Origin of the sequence: Collinsella sp. AF05-9 (assembly GCF_003465595.1) — a bacterium.
In the GTDB taxonomy this organism is placed as follows: Bacteria; Actinomycetota; Coriobacteriia; order Coriobacteriales; family Coriobacteriaceae; genus Collinsella.
The window spans coordinates 13186-32707 of the sequence record NZ_QSBB01000025.1; the positions used below are offsets into that span (position 1 = coordinate 13186).

Consider the following 19522-nt stretch of genomic DNA (forward strand, 5'->3'; position numbering starts at 1 on the left):
CCATGGCACATCGCTCCGTTATTCCGTTTGGCCCGCAGCACCCGGTGCTGCCCGAGCCGCTTCATCTGGACCTGGTGATCGAGGACGACCGCGTCATCGAGGCAATTCCGCAGATCGGCTTTGTGCACCGCGGACTCGAGAAGCTCACCGAAAAGCGCGACATGCACCAGTTTGGCTACATCGCCGAGCGCATCTGCGGCATCTGCGCCGTGGGCCACAGCTATGGCTATGCCAGCGCCTGCGAGCGTATGCTCGACATCGAGGTGCCCGGCCGCGTGCAGTATATCCGCACCATTCTGCATGAGCTTTCGCGTATTCACTCGCACCTGCTGTGGCTGGGCCTGCTCGCCGATGCCTTTGGCTTCGAGGCGTTGTTCTATCGTTCGTGGACGCTGCGCGAGCAGATTCTCAAGATCTTTGAGAGCACGTGCGGTGGTCGCGTGATTCTGTCGATCAACGAGATCGGCGGCCTTAAGCACGACATTGAGGACTCCGAGCTGGCCGGCATTGTCCAGACGCTCGACGCCATGCGCCCCGACTACGAGGCCCTGGTGCATACGTTTTTGGACGACGACAGCTGTGGCGAGCGTCTGCATGGCGTGGGCGTGATCAGCAAGAAAGACGCGCTGGAGCTTTCGATGGTCGGTCCGTTTGGGCGCGCCTCGGGCGTGGATTACGACGTGCGCATGTTTGGCGACGGCGCCTATGCGGATCTGGCCGCGTTTGAGCCCATCGTGGCGACCGACGGCGACTGCTATGCCCGCTGCCAGGTGCGTTGCGCCGAGGTCACGCAGGCCATGGATATCATCAAGGAGCTTGCCGGTAAGATTCCACACGACGGCATCGGCGGGCGCACCAAGCTTACGCCGGCCGACGGCGCGCGCGGCGAGGTTGTGATTGAACAGCCGCGCGGCGAGGCGTACTACTATGTACGCGGCAACGGCACCAAGAACCTGGACCGTTTCCGCGTGCGAACGCCGACGTCGCAAAACCTGGCGGGTCTGACACATGCGCTGCAGGGCGTGCTCCTTGCCAACGTGCCCATGATTATCCTGACCATCGACCCCTGCATTAGCTGCACGGAAAGGTAGGCGCGGCATGAGTTTGCTGACATTTGCCAAGACGGCCTTGGGCTCTATGGTCAAGCAGCCGGTTACGGTGTGCTATCCGCAGGAGGGGCTGACGGCACCAGAGCGCCTGCGCGGACATATCGTCAATGACATGGATGTGTGCATCTGCTGCGGCATGTGCGCGCGTCGCTGCCCGGCGGGCGCGCTCGCGGTCGATCGCAAGGGCGGTACCTGGTTGATTGACCCGTACGCCTGCGTGGTGTGCGGCGAGTGCATCGAAAGCTGCCCCAAGCACTGCCTGACTATGGACACCGCCCGTACTCCGGTTGCGGCGGATAAGACTCCCACGGTAGAAACCAAGCCGGAGTAGCGCTGGAATGGGGCTGGTATAGCGCTGGAATAGGGGCCGGCGGGGCAAAAATGCCCCGCCGGCCCCGCGCGTGAACGCGTGTGCGGGCCGCCACGCGACCCGTCCAGCCCGAAAATGACCCGTCTGCCATGAAATGGGCCCATCTACTACGTTTAAGCCGCTACCCTCAACCATGGCAAGTAATGCGAAATAAAAACCGCAGGTAGAACGCCTGCGATTTTTCATGAAAAGCGGGTATGGTCGGGGATATTGAGTCAAACGTAGTAGATGGGCCGATTTCGTGGCGGGCGCTGTCAGCTGGTTTCCGCGGGTGGAGGAAAATGGATCATTTTGGTCCCGCGAGGCTTGCGGAGGCACTCGTGCAGGGCCGCCCGAACAAAACTATGCCGGTTTACTACGATGAATTCGACATTCCCGACCATGACTGCATTTTTCTAAATAATGCAAGCGTTCTACCTGCGGTTTTGTAAGCGCGCAATTTGCCGTGGTCGAAGGCGGGCGATTCATCGTAGTAATCCGGCATAGTTTTGAAATGGCATTAAATCGGTGGCAGCCATTTTACTTTGCCGGGGTGGTCGGTTGTTGGGTAATTACCCTCGCAGGTAGGCGATGGCGATCTGCGTGCGGTTGCGCAGGCCCATTTTGGCTAGGATCGAGCTAATGTGGTTGCGCACGGTGCCTTCGCCCATATAGGCGGTGGCAGCGATCTCCTTGTTATCGAGGCCGCGGGCGATGAGCTCGGCGACTTCGAACTCGCGGTCGGTCAGGCTGGCAAAGGCTGCGGGCCGGCGGGGCGTGCCCGTCTTGTCGCCCATCCCGTCAAAGTCAACATCTTCGATCGCCTTGCCCTCGAGCACGCGTTTGCCATCCATGACCTGCGCCAACGCCGGAGGAATGGCGGCGACATCGGTTTTAATCAGGTAGCCGCGGGCGCCCAGTTTGAGCGCCGACACAATGTACTCGTCATCCGAGAATGTCGTCAGGAACACCACGAGCGCCGCAGGATCGCGCTCGAGGATCTCGCGCGCCGCCGATAGGCCGTCTCGTCCCGGCATCTGAATGTCGAGCAGCGCGATGTCGGGCGAGTGCTCAGCGTAGAGCGCCACTGCGTCGTTGCCGTTGGCACCGGTGCCCACCACCTCGATCTGCGGCTGGGCGCCCAGGATAATCTTGAGCGAATCGACCACTAGGCGGTCGTCGTCGACAACGATGAGCCTCATCGGCCATCATCTCCTTGCTGTTTGGGAACGGTGGCAAACACGCGCCAGCCGCCGGCGCCGGCACGCGGGCCGGCGGTGAAGGTGCCGCCAAGCGCCTCGATGCGCTCGCGCATAGAGGCGAGCCCCATGCCCTCCGCGGCGCCGTGGCCGCTTGCTTGAACCCCGCCCGCGCCATCGTCGGTAACGATGAGCTGGTAAAACGACGGATGCTCCATGCAACGTACAGTGACAGCATGGGCGCAAGCGTGGCACATGGTGTTGGAGAGCGCCTCGCGCAGGACCGCCGCAAAGCAGTTCGCGACGTTTGCGGGCGCATGTTCGGTCATAACTTCAAGCTCAATCCGCGGACCGCCGTCCGAGCGCGCGCCTTCAACAATGCGTTCGAGCTGCACGGAAAGGTCGACGGCGTTGTCGTTGAGCGCGTGGACGCTGGCGCGCACGAGCTGGAGCGCCTCGTCAACGGTGTATTTGACGTCGGCGAAATCGGCGGCAACGCCGGGCTCGTTGGCATGGACCACGCGCAGGGCTTCGGTTTGAAGCGAAGCGCGCGTGAGCTGGTGGCCCACGTTATCGTGGATCTCGCGCGCGATGCGGGCGCGTTCGGCGAGCGTCGCGAGCTCGACTTCGTAGTCCTGGCGGTCGGCGAGGTCGCGGTTGCGTGCCTCGAGTGCCAGGGCGCGTTCTTGCAGCTTGTCGCGGGTGCGACGCATGCGTTCCTGTTCGCGCTCCAGCTGCGCGGTGCGCAGTGACAGCAACGTGGCGGCGACCGAAAGGATGGCGGTTAGCAACAGCGTTCGGGTGGTGAGCGCGCCGCAGCGAAGGTCCGTGGCAAGTGCGCAGGCAAACACGGAGCCAATCGCCAGCGCGGGCCAGATGCGTTCACGGCGCACGCGTCGCGCGATGTCATAGAGGGCGAGAGGTGCGAACGGCACAAACGGCGGCACGAAGACAGCCGCGATGACGTAGGCGTAGCTGCCGGCCTCGCTGGCGCGACGGGCGCGTTCTCCCTGCGCGACCTCGGCCAGTGCGGCGATGACAACGCCAAGGCAAAACGCCGCGACCAGGCGAGCATCCACAGCAAGGCCCGTGGCGGCTGCGATGCAGCACGCCAGCACGATCGATTTGTCGAATAGCCTGTTCATACGGGTATTGTACGCGATGCCGCGCACGGGGGAGGCGCCACTCAGAGCAAGCGTGACATTCCTCCCACGCGGCGGGGCGGTCGCGTCAGCAGGCCGCACGACCAAGACCTCCGCACTCGTGACAAAGCTCACTGGTGCGCGCCGTCAGCTCCTGCGATGATGCAATCGTACCGGGCCGCAAGCAACAGAAGGGCCGCCTCATGACAGACATCGTCCACGTCGAAAACCTCGTTAAGCGCTACGACGACCTTATTGCGCTCGACCACTTTAACCTGAGTATCGCCCCCGGCGAGATCTTTGGCCTGCTGGGCCCCAACGGCTCGGGCAAGACCACGTCCATCAACTGCATCCTGCAGCTGCTCGCCTACGACAAGGGCACCATCGAGCTGTTCGGCGAGCGCATGACGCCCGCCCGCTACGACCTCAAGCGCCGCATCGGTGTGGTGCCGCAGCAGCAGGTGGCGGTGTTCGACGAGCTCACCGTGCGCGAGAACATCGACTATTTCTGCAGTCTCTACGTCAACGACCGCAAGCGCCGCCGCGCGCTGGTGGACGAGGCGATCGACTTTGTCGGCCTGGGCGACTTTACCAAGTTCCGCCCCGGCAAGCTCTCGGGCGGCCTGGCGCGTCGTCTCAACATTGCCTGCGGCATCGCGCACAAGCCCGAGCTCATCTTTTTTGACGAACCCACGGTGGCGGTCGACCCGCAAAGCCGCAACGCCATCCTGGAGGGCATCTGCCGCCTGCGCGACGAGGGCGCCACGGTGGTGTATACCAGCCATTACATGGAGGAAGTCGAGCAGATCTGCAGCCGCATCATGATCATGGACGGTGGGCGCGTGCTGGCGCAGGGCACTAACGACGAGCTCAAGCGCATGATTCAGATGGGCGAGAAGATTGTAATCGAGGTCGGCGAGGTTCCGAGTGCGGCGCTCGGTGCCGTCGCAAGCCTGCCGCACGTTCTGGACCTTTCGGCAACGGCGGGACAGCTCACGTTTTCGTGCGAAGCGAGCCCGCACAACCTGACGGACATTCTCGATGCGCTGCGCTCGCATGACGTGCCACTCGGCCGCATCTATTCCGAACCGCCGACCCTCAACGACGTGTTCCTCGAGATCACCGGCCGCGAGCTGCGCGACTAGGGGGGCGGCCATGTTCAACACCATCATCACCACGGTCAAGACGCTGCTGCGCCGGCCGAGCACGTGGGTCTGGGGCGCTCTCTTTCCTATTGCGCTTTCCACGATGTTCATGTTTATGTTTGCGAACCTCAGCTCCGACGGCACGGTCGACCCGGTGCCGGTTGCCGTCGTGGCGGACGAGGCCTGGGATGCCTCGACCTTTAAGGATGTGGCAGCTTCGCTTGCCAAGGCAGGCGACGACCAGCTGCTCGATGTGAGCGAGTACGAAGACTTGGCTGCCGCGCGCAAAGCGCTCAAGGCCGGCGAGGTCGCGGGCATCTATACGGTTGATGCCGCGGGCACGCCCAGGCTCACGCTGCTATCGAGTTACGACAGCTCGCGCGCCTCGTCGGTGCTTACCGACCGCAGCATCCTTGAAACGGTGGCAAGCTCGTATACGCAAAATGCCGAGCTCATGTCCCAGATTGCCCAGGACAACCCGGCGGCGCTCGCCGATCCGGCGGCGGTTGCGCGCGCCCTGTCGCTCGAGGGCGGAACCCGCCGCGTGAGCCTGACTCGTGCCACGCCCGATGGCACGGTCATCTACTATTACGCGCTTTTTGGCCTGGTCGCGATGATGTCTGCCGAGTTTGCCGCCTTGAGCGTCGTCGATTTGCAGCCCAATCTGTCCGGTCTCGGCGCGCGCCGCTGCGTGGGCGGTCTTTCCAAGACGGCGTCGCTGGCCGGCATTTTTGTCGGCTCGTGGCTGGTTTCCTTTGCATCGATGGCGGTTGCGATCGGCTACGTGCGCCTGGTCGTGGGCGTCGACTTTGGCGGGCGCGAGGGGTTGTGCCTGCTGGGCGGGGCTGCATCCGCGCTTGCCGCCACGGGCCTGGGGCTTTTTGTGGGCACGCTTCCCGTTAAGGGCGGCAAGGCATCCAAGTCGGGCATCCTCACGGGCTTTGCCACCACGTGCGCCCTGTTCGCCGGCCTCTACGGCGAGCCGGCGATGGCGCTTGCCGACGACGTCGCCCGCGCTTGTCCGGTCGAGTGCTGGCTCAACCCCGTCAAGCTCATCTGCGACATGTTCAATCGCCTGTATTTCTTTGAGGACCTGGGGCCCTTCGCTGTTCGCGCCGGCGCGCTCGTCCTGATGGCCCTGGTGTTTGTCGCCGCCGCTACGCTGATCTTTGGAAGGAGCCGCTATGAGCACCTTTAAGACCGCGCTTCGCATGGCGCTGGCGCACCCGTTCTACCTGCTCATCTATACGGTGTTCATCTCGCTCATGGGCGTATTCATCGCGGCTTCGGTGAGCTGGAACTCGTCGCAGCTTACCGAGTACAAGCCCTACGACACCAACGTGATCGTGGTCGACCGCGACGATAGCGACCTTTCGCGGGCGCTTACCAAGCACCTGGGCTCACGCTTTGACCTGGTCACGGGTGTCGGCGACGACACATACGACCTTGCTGACGCGCTCTCCAAGAGCAACAGCGCCAAAGGCAGCGCCGACTGCGTGTTCTTTATCCCGGAGGGGTTTGAGGACGATCTTGTTGCAGCCGCCCGCGCGGGGGAGTCCCTGCCCAAGCTCGATGTGACCTACGGTGCCGGCACCATGGCGGCGGCGCTTTCGTCCGCCGAGGCCTCGCGCTGGATCTCGCTCGCGGGCGCTGCGGCGGCGCTTGAACCCGCTGCCTCCAACGGTGACGTCGCAAGGGCCGCCGAGCACGCGGCCGCAAAGCGCGCGGAGGTCCAGATCGAGCAGGTCAAGGTCGACTCGACTGCTGCTACCACGCTCGAGTCGTACTTCAACTTTGGCGCGTACGCGATCATCTCGTCGGTCATCGTGTCGGTGGGACTGGTGTTTTCAGGCATGAACGAGCCCGAGCGCGTGCGCCGCATGGATGCCAGTCCGGTCTCTGAGCGCCAGCGTTCGCTCGCTGTGTTCGCGGCCGCCGCCGTGCTCACCGTCTGCATCTGGCTCGTGTCGAGCATGATGGGCGTCGTGGGCTTTGCCAGCGCGGTTGCCGAGGTCGGCGTGGGTCGCGTGTGCCTGGCGCTGGCGGCAACGTTTGCCCTGGCGTGCACGCCGCTGGCCGTTGGCTTTACGCTGTCGAGCCTGGGCGCGCGCGAGGAGCTGCTCAACGGTGTGGGCAACCTGCTCGGCATGCTCATGACGTTTTTGGGCGGCGCCTGGATGCCGCTGTCGCTCATGGGCTCGGCCGTGCAGACGGTGGCGCACTTTGTGCCGACGTATTGGGTGAACGACGCGATCGGCAAGGCGCTCGCCGCGGACCTGACGTCCACCGTGCTGGGCGACATCGCCTGCGATCTGGGCGTCACGGTGCTCTTTGCCGCGGCCATCGCCGCCGTAGGCCTAGCCCTCGCGCACAACAAATCCCACGCCTAGCCACCTAGTCATTGGGGACAGTCTTTGCCGATTCGCCGGCAGGGCTGGCAGGGATTGTCCCAATATGTCGGCACTTGGGGACGCTCCTTTCCTGCCGGCACTCATTGGGGACAGACTTAAATGAGCGATTTCACTCATTTAAGTCTGTCCCCAATGAGTAGGTTGGAAAATAGTTCGCGCACGTCGCTTAAAAATAGTTCACCTGGGTTTACTATTACCTTAGAAAAGTAGCAGAAGGCTAACAACGGGGGATAGCATGGCGACAAAGCGTGCCTACGTCCAGGTCAACGGACTCAAGAAACACTATGGCGACGGTGATGCACGCCTGACGGTGCTCGACGGCATCGACACGTCCATCAACCGCGGCGAGATCTGCGTCATGCTGGGGCCCTCGGGCTCGGGCAAGTCGACCTTTCTCAACCTGATCGGCGGCCTGGAGGATGCCGACGGCGGCTCCATCATGGTGGACGGCTGCGATCTCACGGCGCTCAAGCCCGCCGATCTGGGCGAGTACCGACGCCGCGAGCTGGGCTTTGTCTTCCAGTTCTACAACCTGGTGCCCGACCTTACCATCAAGGAAAACATCGAGGTCACGGCGCACCTGTCCAAAAACCCGCTCAATGTCGACGATCTGCTGCGCTCGCTGGGCCTCTACGAGCACCGCAACAAGTTTCCGCGCCAGGTCTCAGGTGGCCAGCAGCAGCGCTGCGCCATCGGCCGTGCGCTCGTCAAAAATCCGGGCCTGCTGCTGTGCGATGAGCCCACGGGCGCGCTCGACTACAAGACATCCAAGGAAATCTTGCGGCTCATGGAGGATGTCAACCGCACCTACGGCTGCACCATCATCATTGTCACCCACAATGCGGCCATCGCGCACATGGCCAATCGCGTGCTGCGCCTGCGCGACGGGCGCATCGTCGAGGATGAGCTCAACGAGTCACCCGTCGCGGCCGCCGAGCTCGATTGGTAGGCGGCGCCATGACACCTCTCGCAAAACGTCTCCCGCGCGAGCTGCGCCGCAATATCGGCAAGTACCTGGGCATCTTTTTGCTTATGTGCGGAAGCATCGCCCTCACGTCGGGCTTTTTGCTCGCGGCGCATTCCATCGGCTGCCTCATTGACGACATGCGCGATGCATACACGATCGAGGACGGCCGTGTGACTACCTCCTTCGAGGCCACCAAAGATCAGCTCAAGGCTGCCGAAGACGCGGCTGAGGACGTCGGCGGCGTTACGTTCTACAAGAACTTCTCTATCGACGCCATCATCAAAAAGACTGCCGGCGACGACGGCACCAAGCGGACCCTGCGCACCTATGCGCACCGCGCTAAGGTGGACATTGCGTCCTACTGTGAGGGCAAGGAACCCAAGGCGGACGACGAGGTGGCCATCGACCGCGTCTTTGCCACCAATAACGACCTCGCCATCGGCGATAAGGTCGAGCTTGAGGGCCGCACCTACACCATCTGCGGCATCATGACCCAGCCCGATAGCCAGGCGTTGTTCCTCGACAATTCGGACTTTACGGTGAACACCATCACGTACGGCGTGGCCGAGGTCACCGACGCCGGCTTTGCCGCGCTCGAGGATGCCGGTGGCGCGCCTGCCTACACCTACTCCTTCACCTTTGCCGATCGCGACCTCCCCACCGCGGATCGCATTGATGCCGAGCAGGATATGGTCGAGGCGCTGACCGATGCCGATGCGCGCGTGGACGATCTGATCGATGCCGATTCCAACCAGGGCATTGGCTATGCGCGCGACGACGTGGACGGCGACTCCATGATGTGGATGACGTTGCTCGACATCATCATCGTGATCATGGCATTTGTCTTTGTGGTGCTCACCGACGCCACCATCGAGGAGGAGAGCGCCATCATCGGCACGCTGCTCGCCAGCGGCTATCGCCGCCGCGAGATTGTGCTGCACTACCTCGCGCTTCCCGCCATCGTGGGCGTGCTCGCGGCGCTTTTGGGTACCGCGCTCGGCGTTGCGTTCTTTACCGAGCCCATGCGCGGCCTCTATTACGGTTCGTATAGCCTGCCTCCCTTCCAGGTGTACTGGAGCTGGGAGATCTTCGTGAAGTGCGCCGTGGTTCCCGCCGCCGCGCTCATCCTCATTACGCTGGTGGGCCTGCTCCGCAAGATGGGCAAGACGCCGTTGCAGTTCCTTCGTCACGAGGCGAGCGGTAAGTCGGGTACCAAGCGCGGTCTGCAGCTGCCGGAACGCATGGGCTTTGTCTCCCGCTTCCGTCTGCGCGTTTTCCTGCGCAACCTGGGCAACTTCGCCACGCTCTTCGTGGGCATTGCGTTTGCGTCGCTGCTACTGCTCTTTGGCCTGGCGATTCTGCCCACGATGACGCACTATGCGGACAACCTGGAGACGAGCCTGGTCGCCGAGCACCAGTACACACTCAAGGCTCCGCTAGAGCTCGAGGGCACTGCCGAGGAGCGCGAGCAATGGTCGGCACTCGAGCGCTTGCAGTCGGTTGACGGCGCGCTGCTTTCTGCCGCTCAGGATGCCGATGACGAGCTTGACGACGCGGCCGATGCCGCGCAGACGGCAGCCGATGCCGCGACCGCATCTCCGTCTGCCGAGAGCCTGACTGCAGCGCAGGATGCGCTTGCTAAGGTCAAGGACAAGAAGGATGCGCTCTACGCACGCCTCGACGATCTTGCCGATGCCCTCGGCTGCGACCGCGATGAGGCTATCGACCTGATCGACAAGGCCTCTAAGATCGACACTGACAACGACGATATCCACCCGGTCAATACGACCGACAACGGCGCGGGCGCAATCGCGCAGGCCGAGAAATACGCCGTTTACCAGCTGCAATACGACCGTGGCGATGGTAATGGCGAGGAGACGATTTCCGTCTACGGCATTTCATCCGATTCGCGTTATTGGAAAGACCTCGACGTCGGCGATGGGCGCGTCGTCTTTGGCGGCGGTCTGCTCGATAAGTTTGGCTGGAGCGAGGGTCAGAAGGTCACGCTCAGCGACAAGTACGAGGGCGAGCATTATTCCCTTGAGTACGCGGGCAAGGACTGTGCCTGGGGCTCCAAGTCGGACATGAATATCTATATGAGTATCGACGACTTTAACGAGCTGTTCGACAACGACGCCGCCTACTTTAACGGCTATGTGAGCGACGAGAAGCTCGATCTCGATGCTCGTTACTTTGCCGGCGACACCACGCCCGACGACATGCGCGCCGTGGGCGACCAGTTCATCGGCATGATGAGCAAAATGATCGGAATGATGATCGGGCTCGCGGTGTTTATCTTCCTGCTGTTTATGTACCTGCTGACCAAAGCGGTGATCGACCACAGCGCCCGTTCGATCAGCTACATGAAAGTCTTTGGCTATCGCGATAGTGAGATCTCGCATCTGTACATCCGCTCGATCACGCTGTGCGTGGCGGCGTCGCTCGTGCTGAGCCTGCCGGCCATTATTGGCTCGCTCACGGCCATCTTCCGCTCGATGCTGCTCGCCTACAACGGCAATATCGAGATCTACGTGCCCGCTTGGTCCATGGCTGCATGCGTCGGCATTGGCTTTGCGACCTACCTGGTCGTGGCGCTGCTACACACGCGCTCTATCAAGCGCGTCGGCCTGGCCGAAGCCCTCAAGGTGCAAGAGTAGCAATTGGGGACGTTCTTAAACGACTAGTCATCGGGGACAGTCTTTGTCGGATTGCCGGCTCGTCGGCCGGGCTGGCAGGGACTGTCCCTGACGGCACTCATTAAAGTCTGTCCCCAATGAGTGGCCGTGCTTGACTTCAACCCCACTTCAACGGGTACCATCCTCTATGTCTGTAACGCCATATAGACCGAGGGGATAGATCTATGACCGCAACCGCACCCGCAGCACCGGCAAAGGTGTACTTCACCAACCTGCGCACGCATGCTCGCGAGAGCCAGCTCGACAAGCTCAAGCGCCTCATCCGCCGCGCTGGTATCGAGCGGATCGACTTTGAGAACAAGTTTGTCGCCATCAAGATTCACTTTGGTGAGCTGGGCAACCTGAGCTTTTTGCGCCCCAACTACGCCCGAGCCGTCGCGGACGTCGTGAAGGAGCTGGGCGGCAAGCCCTTCCTTACCGACTGCAACACGCTCTATGTGGGTAGCCGCAAAAATGCGCTCGAGCACATCGACACCGCCTACCAGAACGGCTTTACCCCGTACGCCACGGGCTGCCAGATCATCATCGCCGACGGCCTCAAGGGCACCGACGAGGCGCTCGTCCCGGTCGAGGGCGGCGAGTACGTGCGCGAGGCAAAGATCGGCCAGGCACTCATGGATGCCGACATCGTGATTAGCCTCACCCACTTTAAGGGCCATGAGCAGGCCGGCTTTGGCGGTGCCATGAAGAACCTGGGTATGGGCGGCGGTAGCCGTGCCGGCAAGATGGAGCAGCACGCCGCTGGCAAGCCGAGCGTCGATACCACCAACTGCGTTGGCTGCCGTGCCTGCGAGAAGATATGCGCGCACAGCGCCATCACGTTTGACGGTACGCGTGAGCGCGAGCTTGCCAACGGCAGCACTCGCACGGTTCACGTGGCTGCCATCGACCACGATCGCTGCGTGGGCTGCGGACGCTGCATTGCGGCGTGCAACCAGGACTGCATCAAGCCCGACTATGATGCCGCGGCCGACGTACTCAACTACAAGATCGCCGAGTACACCAAAGCCGTCGTCGACGGCCGCCCGAGCTTCCACATCTCGCTTGCCATGGATATCAGCCCCAACTGCGACTGCCATCCCGAAAACGACACGCCTATCGTCAACGATATCGGCATGTTCGCGAGCTTCGACCCGGTCGCCATCGATCAGGCCTGTGCCGATGCCGTCCTGGCATCCGAGCCGCTGCCTAACACCGAGCTTACCGACAGCGCGGCCAAGATGGAGCATAATCACGAGCATCTGGAGGGCGAGCAGGCCAAGGATCCCTTCTGCATCACGCATCCCGACACCGACTGGCGCGCGTGCATCGCGCATGCCGAGAAGATCGGCCTGGGCACGAGCAAGTACGAGCTCATCGAGGTCAAATAGCACCTAGTTATTGGACATATCAAGCGCATTCGTGGCTTAATTCAAGCAAAATCCGCCCGCGAGCACAGCGCTCGCGGGCGGATTTTCGGAAGTGCTAGGGGTCAGATAGACCAGTAAACCGTACTATTTGCCTAAAAATACTCGTCGAGGAAGTCGTCGACCGTGTTCCAGTAGAGCTCGGGGTTAACTTGCGCACTCTTGGCGTGGGTGGCGCCATGGATGGTGAGCTTTTGCTTGACCTTGCTGGCGCACGCGTCGTAGTTTTGGTCGAGCATGTCGTACGGCACAAAGGTGTCCTGGTCGCCGTGGATAAACAGCATGGGAACCGTCGCGTGTTTGAGTTGCTCCACACTGCTCGCCTTATGAAAGTCGTAGCCCGCGCGCACGTTGCACACCAAGTTTGCTACATCGAGCAAGGGAAAGCTGGGCAGCCCGAACACGTCCTTGAGCTGCAGAGAAAACTCGTCCCAAACACTCGTATAGCCACAGTCCTCGATAATGCATTTCACGTTTGCGGGCAGAGATTCCCCCGCGACGTCCATGGCGGTTGCCGCACCCATCGACTCGCCAAAGACCAGGATACGCGCCTCGGGGTCAGCCTGAACGATCCGCCCAATCCATGCAACGACATCGAGCCGCTCGGGCCAACCCATGCCGATATAGTCGCCGCCGGAGCGCTCGTGGGCGCGGGCGGCGGGTGCGAGTACGTTCATGCCGCGGTCGTGGAATCGTTTGACGTATCGGGCCATGCCGATGGGCTCATCGGTGTATCCGTGTAGGCAGATAGCGTAATTGTGCGTGCTCTCTGGGGCGGCAAAATACCAAGCGGCAAGTTCGGTTCCGTCATCTGCGGTGAGGCTGCTGCTCTCGCGGTTCTCTTTAAACCATGCCCGCGCCTCGGTTCCCTCGGCATCCGGCTGCTCACTTTCTTTGTCGTCCTTGCCGTCCTGCATCATCTTCATGGTGTATGGCGCGCGGGGATTCAGCGCGAAGTCAAACAGAAAGTTGCCGGCAAATCCGAGCAGCGCAATGACAACCACCAGTGCAACGATGCCGGCTATCTTGAGCTTTCGATGGGAATGTGCGTTTTGAGCCATGCGGTATTCTCCTATAAGATGTTAATGCATCAACATTTAATGCAAGCGCATTATGGACGTTCGCCGTTGATGCGTCAACAGGCAAAGAATGGGTAAACAAAGGGTCACGTATGGTGCAAATTTCGCACGCACCCAGACGCTTTGATATAGTGTTGAGAACTCTTTACGTTGGAGGATGTAACCGGCATGTCCGATTCGAGCGACAGTTCCAAGCCGCGACCCAAGGCCGCGGCCGTTCCGCACTACACGGTGGGCGAGGAGATCATGAACTCCGTCACCCATGGTGTCGGCTGTCTGCTGGGTATCGCGGGCCTGGTGCTCCTGATCGTATTCGCTGCCCTGCGCGGCGGTGGCCCGGCCCACATGGCCGCGGCAATTGTCTATGGCGTCAGCATCATCCTCGAGTACCTAGCCTCCACGCTCTACCATGCGATTCAACCCGCGCGCGCCAAGCGCGTGTTCCGCATCATCGACCACAGCTGCATCTACTTGCTTATTGCCGGCAGCTATACGCCGTTTTGCCTCATCACGCTCGCAAACGACGGCGGCCCTGCGCTGTTCTTTGCCGTATGGGCCATCGCCATTATCGGCATCGCCCTCGAGTGCTTTATGCGCGAACGTCAACCGCACTGGGTAAGTGGCCTGGTCTATCTGCTGATGGGCTGGCTCGTCGTCTTTAAGCTGCCCGAGCTCGTGTCGCTGCTCAACCCCGTGGCACTTGCCCTGCTCGCCGTCGGCGGTGTGTGCTATACCGTGGGCGTGCCGTTCTATATCGCCAAAAACGTGCGCTATCTGCACAGTGTTTTCCACTTGTGGGTGCTCGCCGGCAGCATCTTCCAGTTCATGGCGGTGATCCTCTTCGTAATCTAGCGACCGCGCCCACGGCCCCGCTCGCACGGGCGACCGGCGCAATTGCCCTATCCGTCACCTACGCTTACTACCCAACGTCCCGAATCTTGGAGGTTCGAGAAACTCCCGATGGACATAACCATCTCCCTTATCACCACCCTCGTTTTGACCCTCATCAACGGCTACTTCTCTATGTCCGAGATGGCGCTCACCACGGCCAAGCGCGCCGTGCTGGAGCATGAGGCCGAGGAAGGCGACAAGCGCGCCGAGCGTGCCATTAAGCTGGCTGCCGACTCCGACCAGCTGCTCGCCACCATCCAGGTCGCCATCACGCTCGTGGGCTTCGCCTCGTCCGCCGTTGCCTCGACGAGCCTGTCCGACCCGCTCGCCACGTGGCTCATGAGCTTTGGCATCGCGCCGCTCTCCGCCATCGCGCGCGGCCTGGCGCCGGTCATCATCACCGTCGCGGTCGCCTTCGTGTCCATCGTGATCGGCGAGCTCGTCCCCAAGCGCATCGGCCTGGCCAATGCCGAGGGCGTGTCCAAGCAGGTCGTGGGACCGTTGTCGTTTTTCCAAAAGATCGCCCGTCCGCTCGTGTGGCTGACTGGCGCTTGCTCCGATGGCCTGGCCCGCATTCTGCGCATCAAGAGTGCCGACGACCGGCAGAACGTCTCGGAAGAAGAGATCAAGTACATGGTCTCGGAGCAGGACGACCTGCTCGACGAGGAAAAGCGTATGATCCACGAGATCTTCGACCTGGGCGACACCGTTGCCCGCGAGGTCATGGTGCCGCGCGTGGACACCACCATGTGCGAGGACGACGAGACGGTCGCCGACGTGCTGTCTACCATGCGCCAGACCGGCTTCAGCCGCATCCCCGTCTATCACGAGGATCCCGACAACGTCGCCGGCATCGCGCACATCAAGGACCTGATCCAGCCCGCGCTCGACGGCAAGGGCGACCAGCCCATCGCCGGCTTTTTGCGCGACGCCACCTTTGTGCCCGACACCAAGGACATCCTGCCGCTGCTGTCCGAGATGCAGACCTCGCACGACCAGATCGTGGTCGTCGTGGATGAGTACGGCGGCACGGCCGGCATCATCACCATCGAGGACATCGTCGAGGAGATCGTGGGCGAGATCGAGGACGAGTTCGACCCCGACAACAAGTACCTCACGCGCCTCTCACGCCGCGAGTGGCTCGTCGATGGGCGTTTTTCGTGCGATGACGCGATTGAGCTTGGTTGGCCGCTCGAGGAAAGCGATGATTATGAGACCATCGCCGGCTGGATTTTGGAGCTTTGTGACTCGGTGCCCGACATCGGAGAGGTGTTTGAGGTCGCGGGGTACAAGTTTAAAGTGCAGTCGATGCGTGGCCAGCGCATCTCGCTCATTCGCGTGATCGCTCCGGCCGAAACCGATAAGAAGGATTCCGAGTCTTCGGTAGACGAGCCGACGACGTCGGGTGCGGGTTCCGCGAATCCGCACGACGGCGACGAGTAGGGCAAGGAAGAGTAGGGGAGAGTTATGGCAGGCCTGTTCAACATCCTTAAGGTCACCGTCAGCGAGGACAAGATCTGCGCGCATGTGCTGGTGAACCCCGGCATGCCGCTCATGACCTCGGAGGACATCGAGGCCACGGCGCGCGTGTACTACCTGGTACCGGCGATTGCCAAGCACCTGTGCCTGGGCGATTCCGGCCGCGAGTTCCAGGACTGCATGGGTCAGACCGAGCTCTGCCACCTGCTGGAGCACGTGACGGTCGAGCTCATGAACGAGACCGGTCTTGCCGGTAGCATCTCGTGCGGCCGCACGCGCGTAAGCGAGCATGACGAGCGTGTCTTTGAGGTCGAGCTTTCGTGTCCCGACGACGCACTGGCCATCGGCGCGCTGTCGTCGGCCACCTTTATGATGGACTGGGCGTACCTGCACGCCGACCAGCCTGCCCCCGACGTGGAAGGCACGGTCGCGGGCCTGCGCAACCTGGTGCTGGGCATGCGCGCCGAGGCCGAGGGCAAGAATCCTCACGAGGCCGTCGCTGCTGCGAACGGCGAAGATGCTGCCGAGGACGAGGGTGCTGACGAGGGCGATGTGCCGGTCGACGCCGAGCCCGTTGCCGATGCGACCGCCGAGCCCGTTCCCACCGAGCCCCAGGGCGCCCCCAACTTTGACGACGAGCCCCAGGTGGCGATTGATACCGAGGGCGCGGTTGCCGAGAACCACGAGGCCTCCGCTGCCGTCTTTGGCGGTGCGGCGACGGTTCCGGCAGGACCTGCGCATGAGGGCGGCCTGCCGCTCGTGGACGGCGCCGGCGAGGACCCGGGTGCCACGGTGGCCATGCCGGCTGTGCCTCAGGAGTAGGCCTACGCGTTTATCACCATCACGTACCTGCGCCTTTGCCGTACGCAGATGAGCGGAGCGGCAAGTGATGCGCTGCGGGTATAATGGACAGCATTCAAACGGTGGGCACCGACGTGCCCGCAGGAGAGGAATGATCATGGGTAAGACTTTCAGCTTTGTCTCCGGCGCACTTTTTGGTGCTGCTGCTGGCGCTATTATCGGTGTTGCTCTGGCCCCGCGCTCGGGCGCCGAGACCCGCGCCATGGCTGCCGATATCGCCAACGACGCCTGGGACAATATGCGCGACACCTACGAGCACAGCGCCGAGGAGGCCCGTGCCGCGGTGAATGACTTTGGCCCGATGGTCGACGCCAAGACTGACGACCTACGCGCCAAGGTCGACCTGGCCCGCGAGCGCATGGACCAGCTGCGCGAGCAGCTCAACGACGCCATTTCGGGCGGCAACGTGACGCCTGCCGCCGACGTCGTGGTCGAGAACGCCGTCGAGGCTGATACCGAGGCTGCGGAGCCCTCGACCGAGGCATAATGCGCGCCGGGGATTTTGTCGGCGCCAAGATCTATCGCAAGCCTACCGAGGACAAGCGCACCAAAAAGGACGGCACGCCGCGCAGCCCTAAAAAGCTCGGAAAGATTCACTTTCCGGTCTTTACCCCGGGCGGTACGCGCGTGGTCGGCTTTATGGTCCGCCAGTCCGATATCGCGGGCATGATCGAGCGTCCCGATCGATTCGTAGCGCTCGACGCCATTGGTGTCTACGAGGGCGCCATTGCGGTCGATGACGTCAAGGACACGTACGATGCCGCCGCCGCCAAGCGCCTCGACATCAACCTGGACGATTGCATCATCTGGGTCGGTATGGACGTGCGCACGGAATCGGGCGACGTCGTGGGCTATTGCTCGGACGTTGAGTTCAAGCCGCGTTCGGGCATCGTGCAGGCATTCTATGTGACCGCCGGTGCTGCTTCGAGTGTTTTGGTTGGTGACACGCAGGTGCCGCCGACGATGCTACGCGGCTACGAGAACGGCGCGATGGTCGTCTCGGACGAGGTCAAGTCGCTTGGGTATTCGGGCGGCGCGGTCGCCAAGGCTGCCGAGGCCAGTGTCGTGGTGGGCGATAAGGTCAAGAAGGGCGCCAAGGTGCTCGATGACAAGGGATCGGTTGCCGTGGACAAGGGCAGTCGCGCACTGGGCAAGCAGCTCGGCAAGACGCGCGGCATGTTCAAGGCCTTTAAGGACGAATACCAAAAGGCGAGCGGAGGCTCGTCAAAAGCTACAAAATAGCGACGTACCAAATGATGGGAGGCAAGCCGGAGACCTGTTGCTCCGGCTTGCTGTGTTTATGGGGGAGGGCACATGCGCCAAAACGGATCCAACTTAAACGGGCGTTCGGGTGCGCGTCCGACGGCGCGCCGCGACCTGGGGCAGCTGCCCAGCGGTCAGCGCCGTCGCCGCCGTAAGCCCGGCGCGATGTACCTCAACCATAGCCGCGGGTTTAGCGACCGCAGCGCGCGCATCGGCAACGGGCGCTCGCCGCGCCGACCGTCCCGTCTGCCCTATGCGCTCATTGCCGTGGGCTGTGCGCTCGTGCTGTTTATCGCTGCCGTCGTGGGCTACGTCAACCGCAGCGTGGACGTGGAACTTAACGGGCAAAAGACCGCGGTGCGCGTGGGCTCTACGCTGCAGAATCTCATCGACGACCAGGAGTTGACCGATACCTACGACGCAGGCGACCTGCTGGCCGTCGATGACAGCGTGCTCAAGCGCCATGGCGGCGAAAAGCTGTCGGTTAAGGTGGACGGCAAGCGCATAAAACAGGGCAAATGGGATAGCCGCGAACTTGAGGGCGGCGAGAAGGTGACGGTCAAGGATGGCCGTAACACCTACGAGAAGCACGAGGTTCAGGCTACGGTTATCGAGCCCAAGCTCAAGGTCGAGGGCACGGGCGCTATCGAGTATGTGCAGACATGGGGTGTCCAGGGCCGCTCCGAGGTGTGGGTTGGTGAGCAGTCGGGCAAGACGCAGGACCGCGGCGAGGTTGTGCCCGCTACCGATTGCGTCGTTGCGTGCGCCAGCGTGGCGCCCAAGGGTAACGAAAAGTACGTTGCGCTGACGTTTGACGAGGGCCCGAGTGGCGCGACCAAGCAGATCTTGCAGGTGCTCAAGGAGAAAGGCGTCACCGCGACGTTCTTCCTGTCGGGCGATGCGGTCGAGGCCTCGTCCGCCACGGCCAAGGCGATTGTCGATGCCGGGTGCGAGATCGGATCCAACAGCTACAGCGACGATTCGCTCAAGGGTCAGGACCGTGAGGCGGTACGCGAGCAGATCGCGAAAGGCACCGATGCGATTAAGTCGGCGACCGGCGTGAAGACGATGCTGCTGCGTGCCCCCTACGCTGCCTTTGACGAGCAAAACTGGATTGATGCGATGGACCTGGTCTCCGCCGTGGTCTCGTGGAATATTGACTCGGGCGACTGGCTGCTCAACGGTGCCGACGAGCAGGTCTCGACGGTGCTCGATTCGGTGACGCCGGGCAATATCGTGCTGCTCACCGATAGAGACGAATGCGCCGAGCAGACGCTTGAGGCACTGCCGCAGATCATCGACGGCCTTGCCGCCGACGGCTACAAGATCGTGACGCTCAGCGACCTGGTCAAGACGGACACGTCGCTGAGCAAAAAGCTCACCTCGCTGACGAAGGCCACCATGCCCAAGGACGCCGTGTTCCCCCAACTTGCCGAGGACAACGACACCACAGAGTAGTTATTGGGTAGTCATTTAAGAACGTCCATTACAGTCGAAATTGTCAGCCCGGGCCCGTCTCGAGCTA

Annotated in this window: 17 protein-coding genes; 14 read left to right on the forward strand and 3 right to left on the reverse strand. The window is 62.3% G+C overall.

Going from position 1 to position 19522, the window contains the following annotated elements; genetic code table 11:
* The first annotated feature begins 2 nt into the window (after window positions 1-2).
* Together DWV43_RS07595 and DWV43_RS07600 are read left to right on the forward strand one after the other, a co-directional pair.
* Window positions 3-1091 carry a nickel-dependent hydrogenase large subunit gene (locus DWV43_RS07595; protein ID WP_117769765.1) on the forward strand — a complete coding sequence of 363 codons (1089 nt, stop codon included), beginning with the start codon at window positions 3-5 and terminating at the stop codon, window positions 1089-1091.
* A 7-nt stretch (window positions 1092-1098) separates the two neighbouring features.
* The gene (locus DWV43_RS07600; protein ID WP_117769766.1) at window positions 1099-1440 is read left to right on the forward strand and encodes a 4Fe-4S dicluster domain-containing protein; all 342 of its coding nucleotides are present in this window, start codon (window positions 1099-1101) and stop codon (window positions 1438-1440) included.
* A 590-nt stretch (window positions 1441-2030) separates the two neighbouring features.
* On the opposite strand, the gene DWV43_RS07605 is transcribed toward DWV43_RS07600, so the two are convergent.
* Window positions 2031-2660 (reverse strand): response regulator transcription factor, encoded by a 630-nt coding sequence (locus tag DWV43_RS07605; protein ID WP_117786209.1) that lies wholly within the window; start codon window positions 2658-2660, stop codon window positions 2031-2033.
* Window positions 2657-3802 (reverse strand): sensor histidine kinase, encoded by a 1146-nt coding sequence (locus tag DWV43_RS07610; RefSeq protein WP_147346274.1) that lies wholly within the window; start codon window positions 3800-3802, stop codon window positions 2657-2659. The genes DWV43_RS07605 and DWV43_RS07610 overlap by 4 nt, the downstream gene beginning before the upstream one ends.
* 200 nt (window positions 3803-4002) lie before the next feature.
* On the opposite strand from DWV43_RS07610, the gene DWV43_RS07615 reads away from it, so the two are divergent.
* From DWV43_RS07615 to DWV43_RS07640, 6 genes are all read left to right on the forward strand, one after another.
* Entirely contained in the window at window positions 4003-4944 is a 942-nt protein-coding gene (locus DWV43_RS07615) for an ABC transporter ATP-binding protein (RefSeq protein ID WP_117817782.1), read from the forward strand.
* Between the two features lie 10 nt (window positions 4945-4954).
* Window positions 4955-6142, forward strand: a complete 1188-nt coding sequence (locus tag DWV43_RS07620) for an ABC transporter permease (RefSeq protein ID WP_117583675.1) — start codon at window positions 4955-4957, stop codon at window positions 6140-6142.
* Window positions 6129-7334 carry an ABC transporter permease gene (locus tag DWV43_RS07625; RefSeq protein ID WP_117655441.1) on the forward strand — a complete coding sequence of 402 codons (1206 nt, stop codon included), beginning with the start codon at window positions 6129-6131 and terminating at the stop codon, window positions 7332-7334. The genes DWV43_RS07620 and DWV43_RS07625 overlap by 14 nt, the downstream gene beginning before the upstream one ends.
* Window positions 7335-7590: 256 nt before the next feature.
* Window positions 7591-8304 carry an ABC transporter ATP-binding protein gene (locus DWV43_RS07630; protein WP_117817772.1) on the forward strand — a complete coding sequence of 238 codons (714 nt, stop codon included), beginning with the start codon at window positions 7591-7593 and terminating at the stop codon, window positions 8302-8304.
* Window positions 8305-8312: 8 nt separating this feature from the next.
* Complete coding sequence (locus DWV43_RS07635; RefSeq protein WP_117817774.1) at window positions 8313-10979, forward strand: ABC transporter permease; 2667 nt, start codon at window positions 8313-8315, stop codon at window positions 10977-10979.
* A gap of 203 nt (window positions 10980-11182) precedes the next feature.
* Window positions 11183-12388: a DUF362 domain-containing protein gene (locus DWV43_RS07640; protein ID WP_117817776.1), complete on the forward strand. Its 1206-nt coding sequence runs from the start codon at window positions 11183-11185 to the stop codon at window positions 12386-12388.
* 131 nt (window positions 12389-12519) lie between these two features.
* On the opposite strand, the gene DWV43_RS07645 is transcribed toward DWV43_RS07640, so the two are convergent.
* Window positions 12520-13485 (reverse strand): alpha/beta hydrolase, encoded by a 966-nt coding sequence (locus tag DWV43_RS07645; protein WP_117817778.1) that lies wholly within the window; start codon window positions 13483-13485, stop codon window positions 12520-12522.
* Between the two features lie 186 nt (window positions 13486-13671).
* Between DWV43_RS07645 and DWV43_RS07650 the strand changes: the two genes are divergently transcribed.
* The 6 genes from DWV43_RS07650 (at window position 13672) to DWV43_RS07675 (ending at window position 19455) form a co-directional block, all read left to right on the forward strand.
* The gene (locus DWV43_RS07650) at window positions 13672-14355 is read left to right on the forward strand and encodes a hemolysin III family protein (protein WP_199569418.1); all 684 of its coding nucleotides are present in this window, start codon (window positions 13672-13674) and stop codon (window positions 14353-14355) included.
* Between the two features lie 108 nt (window positions 14356-14463).
* A complete protein-coding gene (locus tag DWV43_RS07655; protein ID WP_055285343.1) occupies window positions 14464-15837 on the forward strand; it encodes a hemolysin family protein in 1374 nt (457 codons plus the stop codon).
* A gap of 24 nt (window positions 15838-15861) precedes the next feature.
* Complete coding sequence (locus DWV43_RS10395; protein ID WP_233539232.1) at window positions 15862-16695, forward strand: hypothetical protein; 834 nt, start codon at window positions 15862-15864, stop codon at window positions 16693-16695.
* A 136-nt stretch (window positions 16696-16831) separates the two neighbouring features.
* The gene (locus DWV43_RS07665; protein ID WP_099432470.1) at window positions 16832-17221 is read left to right on the forward strand and encodes a YtxH domain-containing protein; all 390 of its coding nucleotides are present in this window, start codon (window positions 16832-16834) and stop codon (window positions 17219-17221) included.
* Window positions 17221-17976: a PRC-barrel domain containing protein gene (locus DWV43_RS07670; protein ID WP_117817780.1), complete on the forward strand. Its 756-nt coding sequence runs from the start codon at window positions 17221-17223 to the stop codon at window positions 17974-17976. Before DWV43_RS07665 ends, DWV43_RS07670 begins: the two co-directional genes overlap by 1 nt.
* A gap of 72 nt (window positions 17977-18048) precedes the next feature.
* On the forward strand, window positions 18049-19455 hold the full coding sequence (locus DWV43_RS07675; RefSeq protein ID WP_233539233.1) for a polysaccharide deacetylase family protein: 1407 nt from the start codon (window positions 18049-18051) through the stop codon (window positions 19453-19455).
* Window positions 19456-19522: the final 67 nt, after the last annotated feature.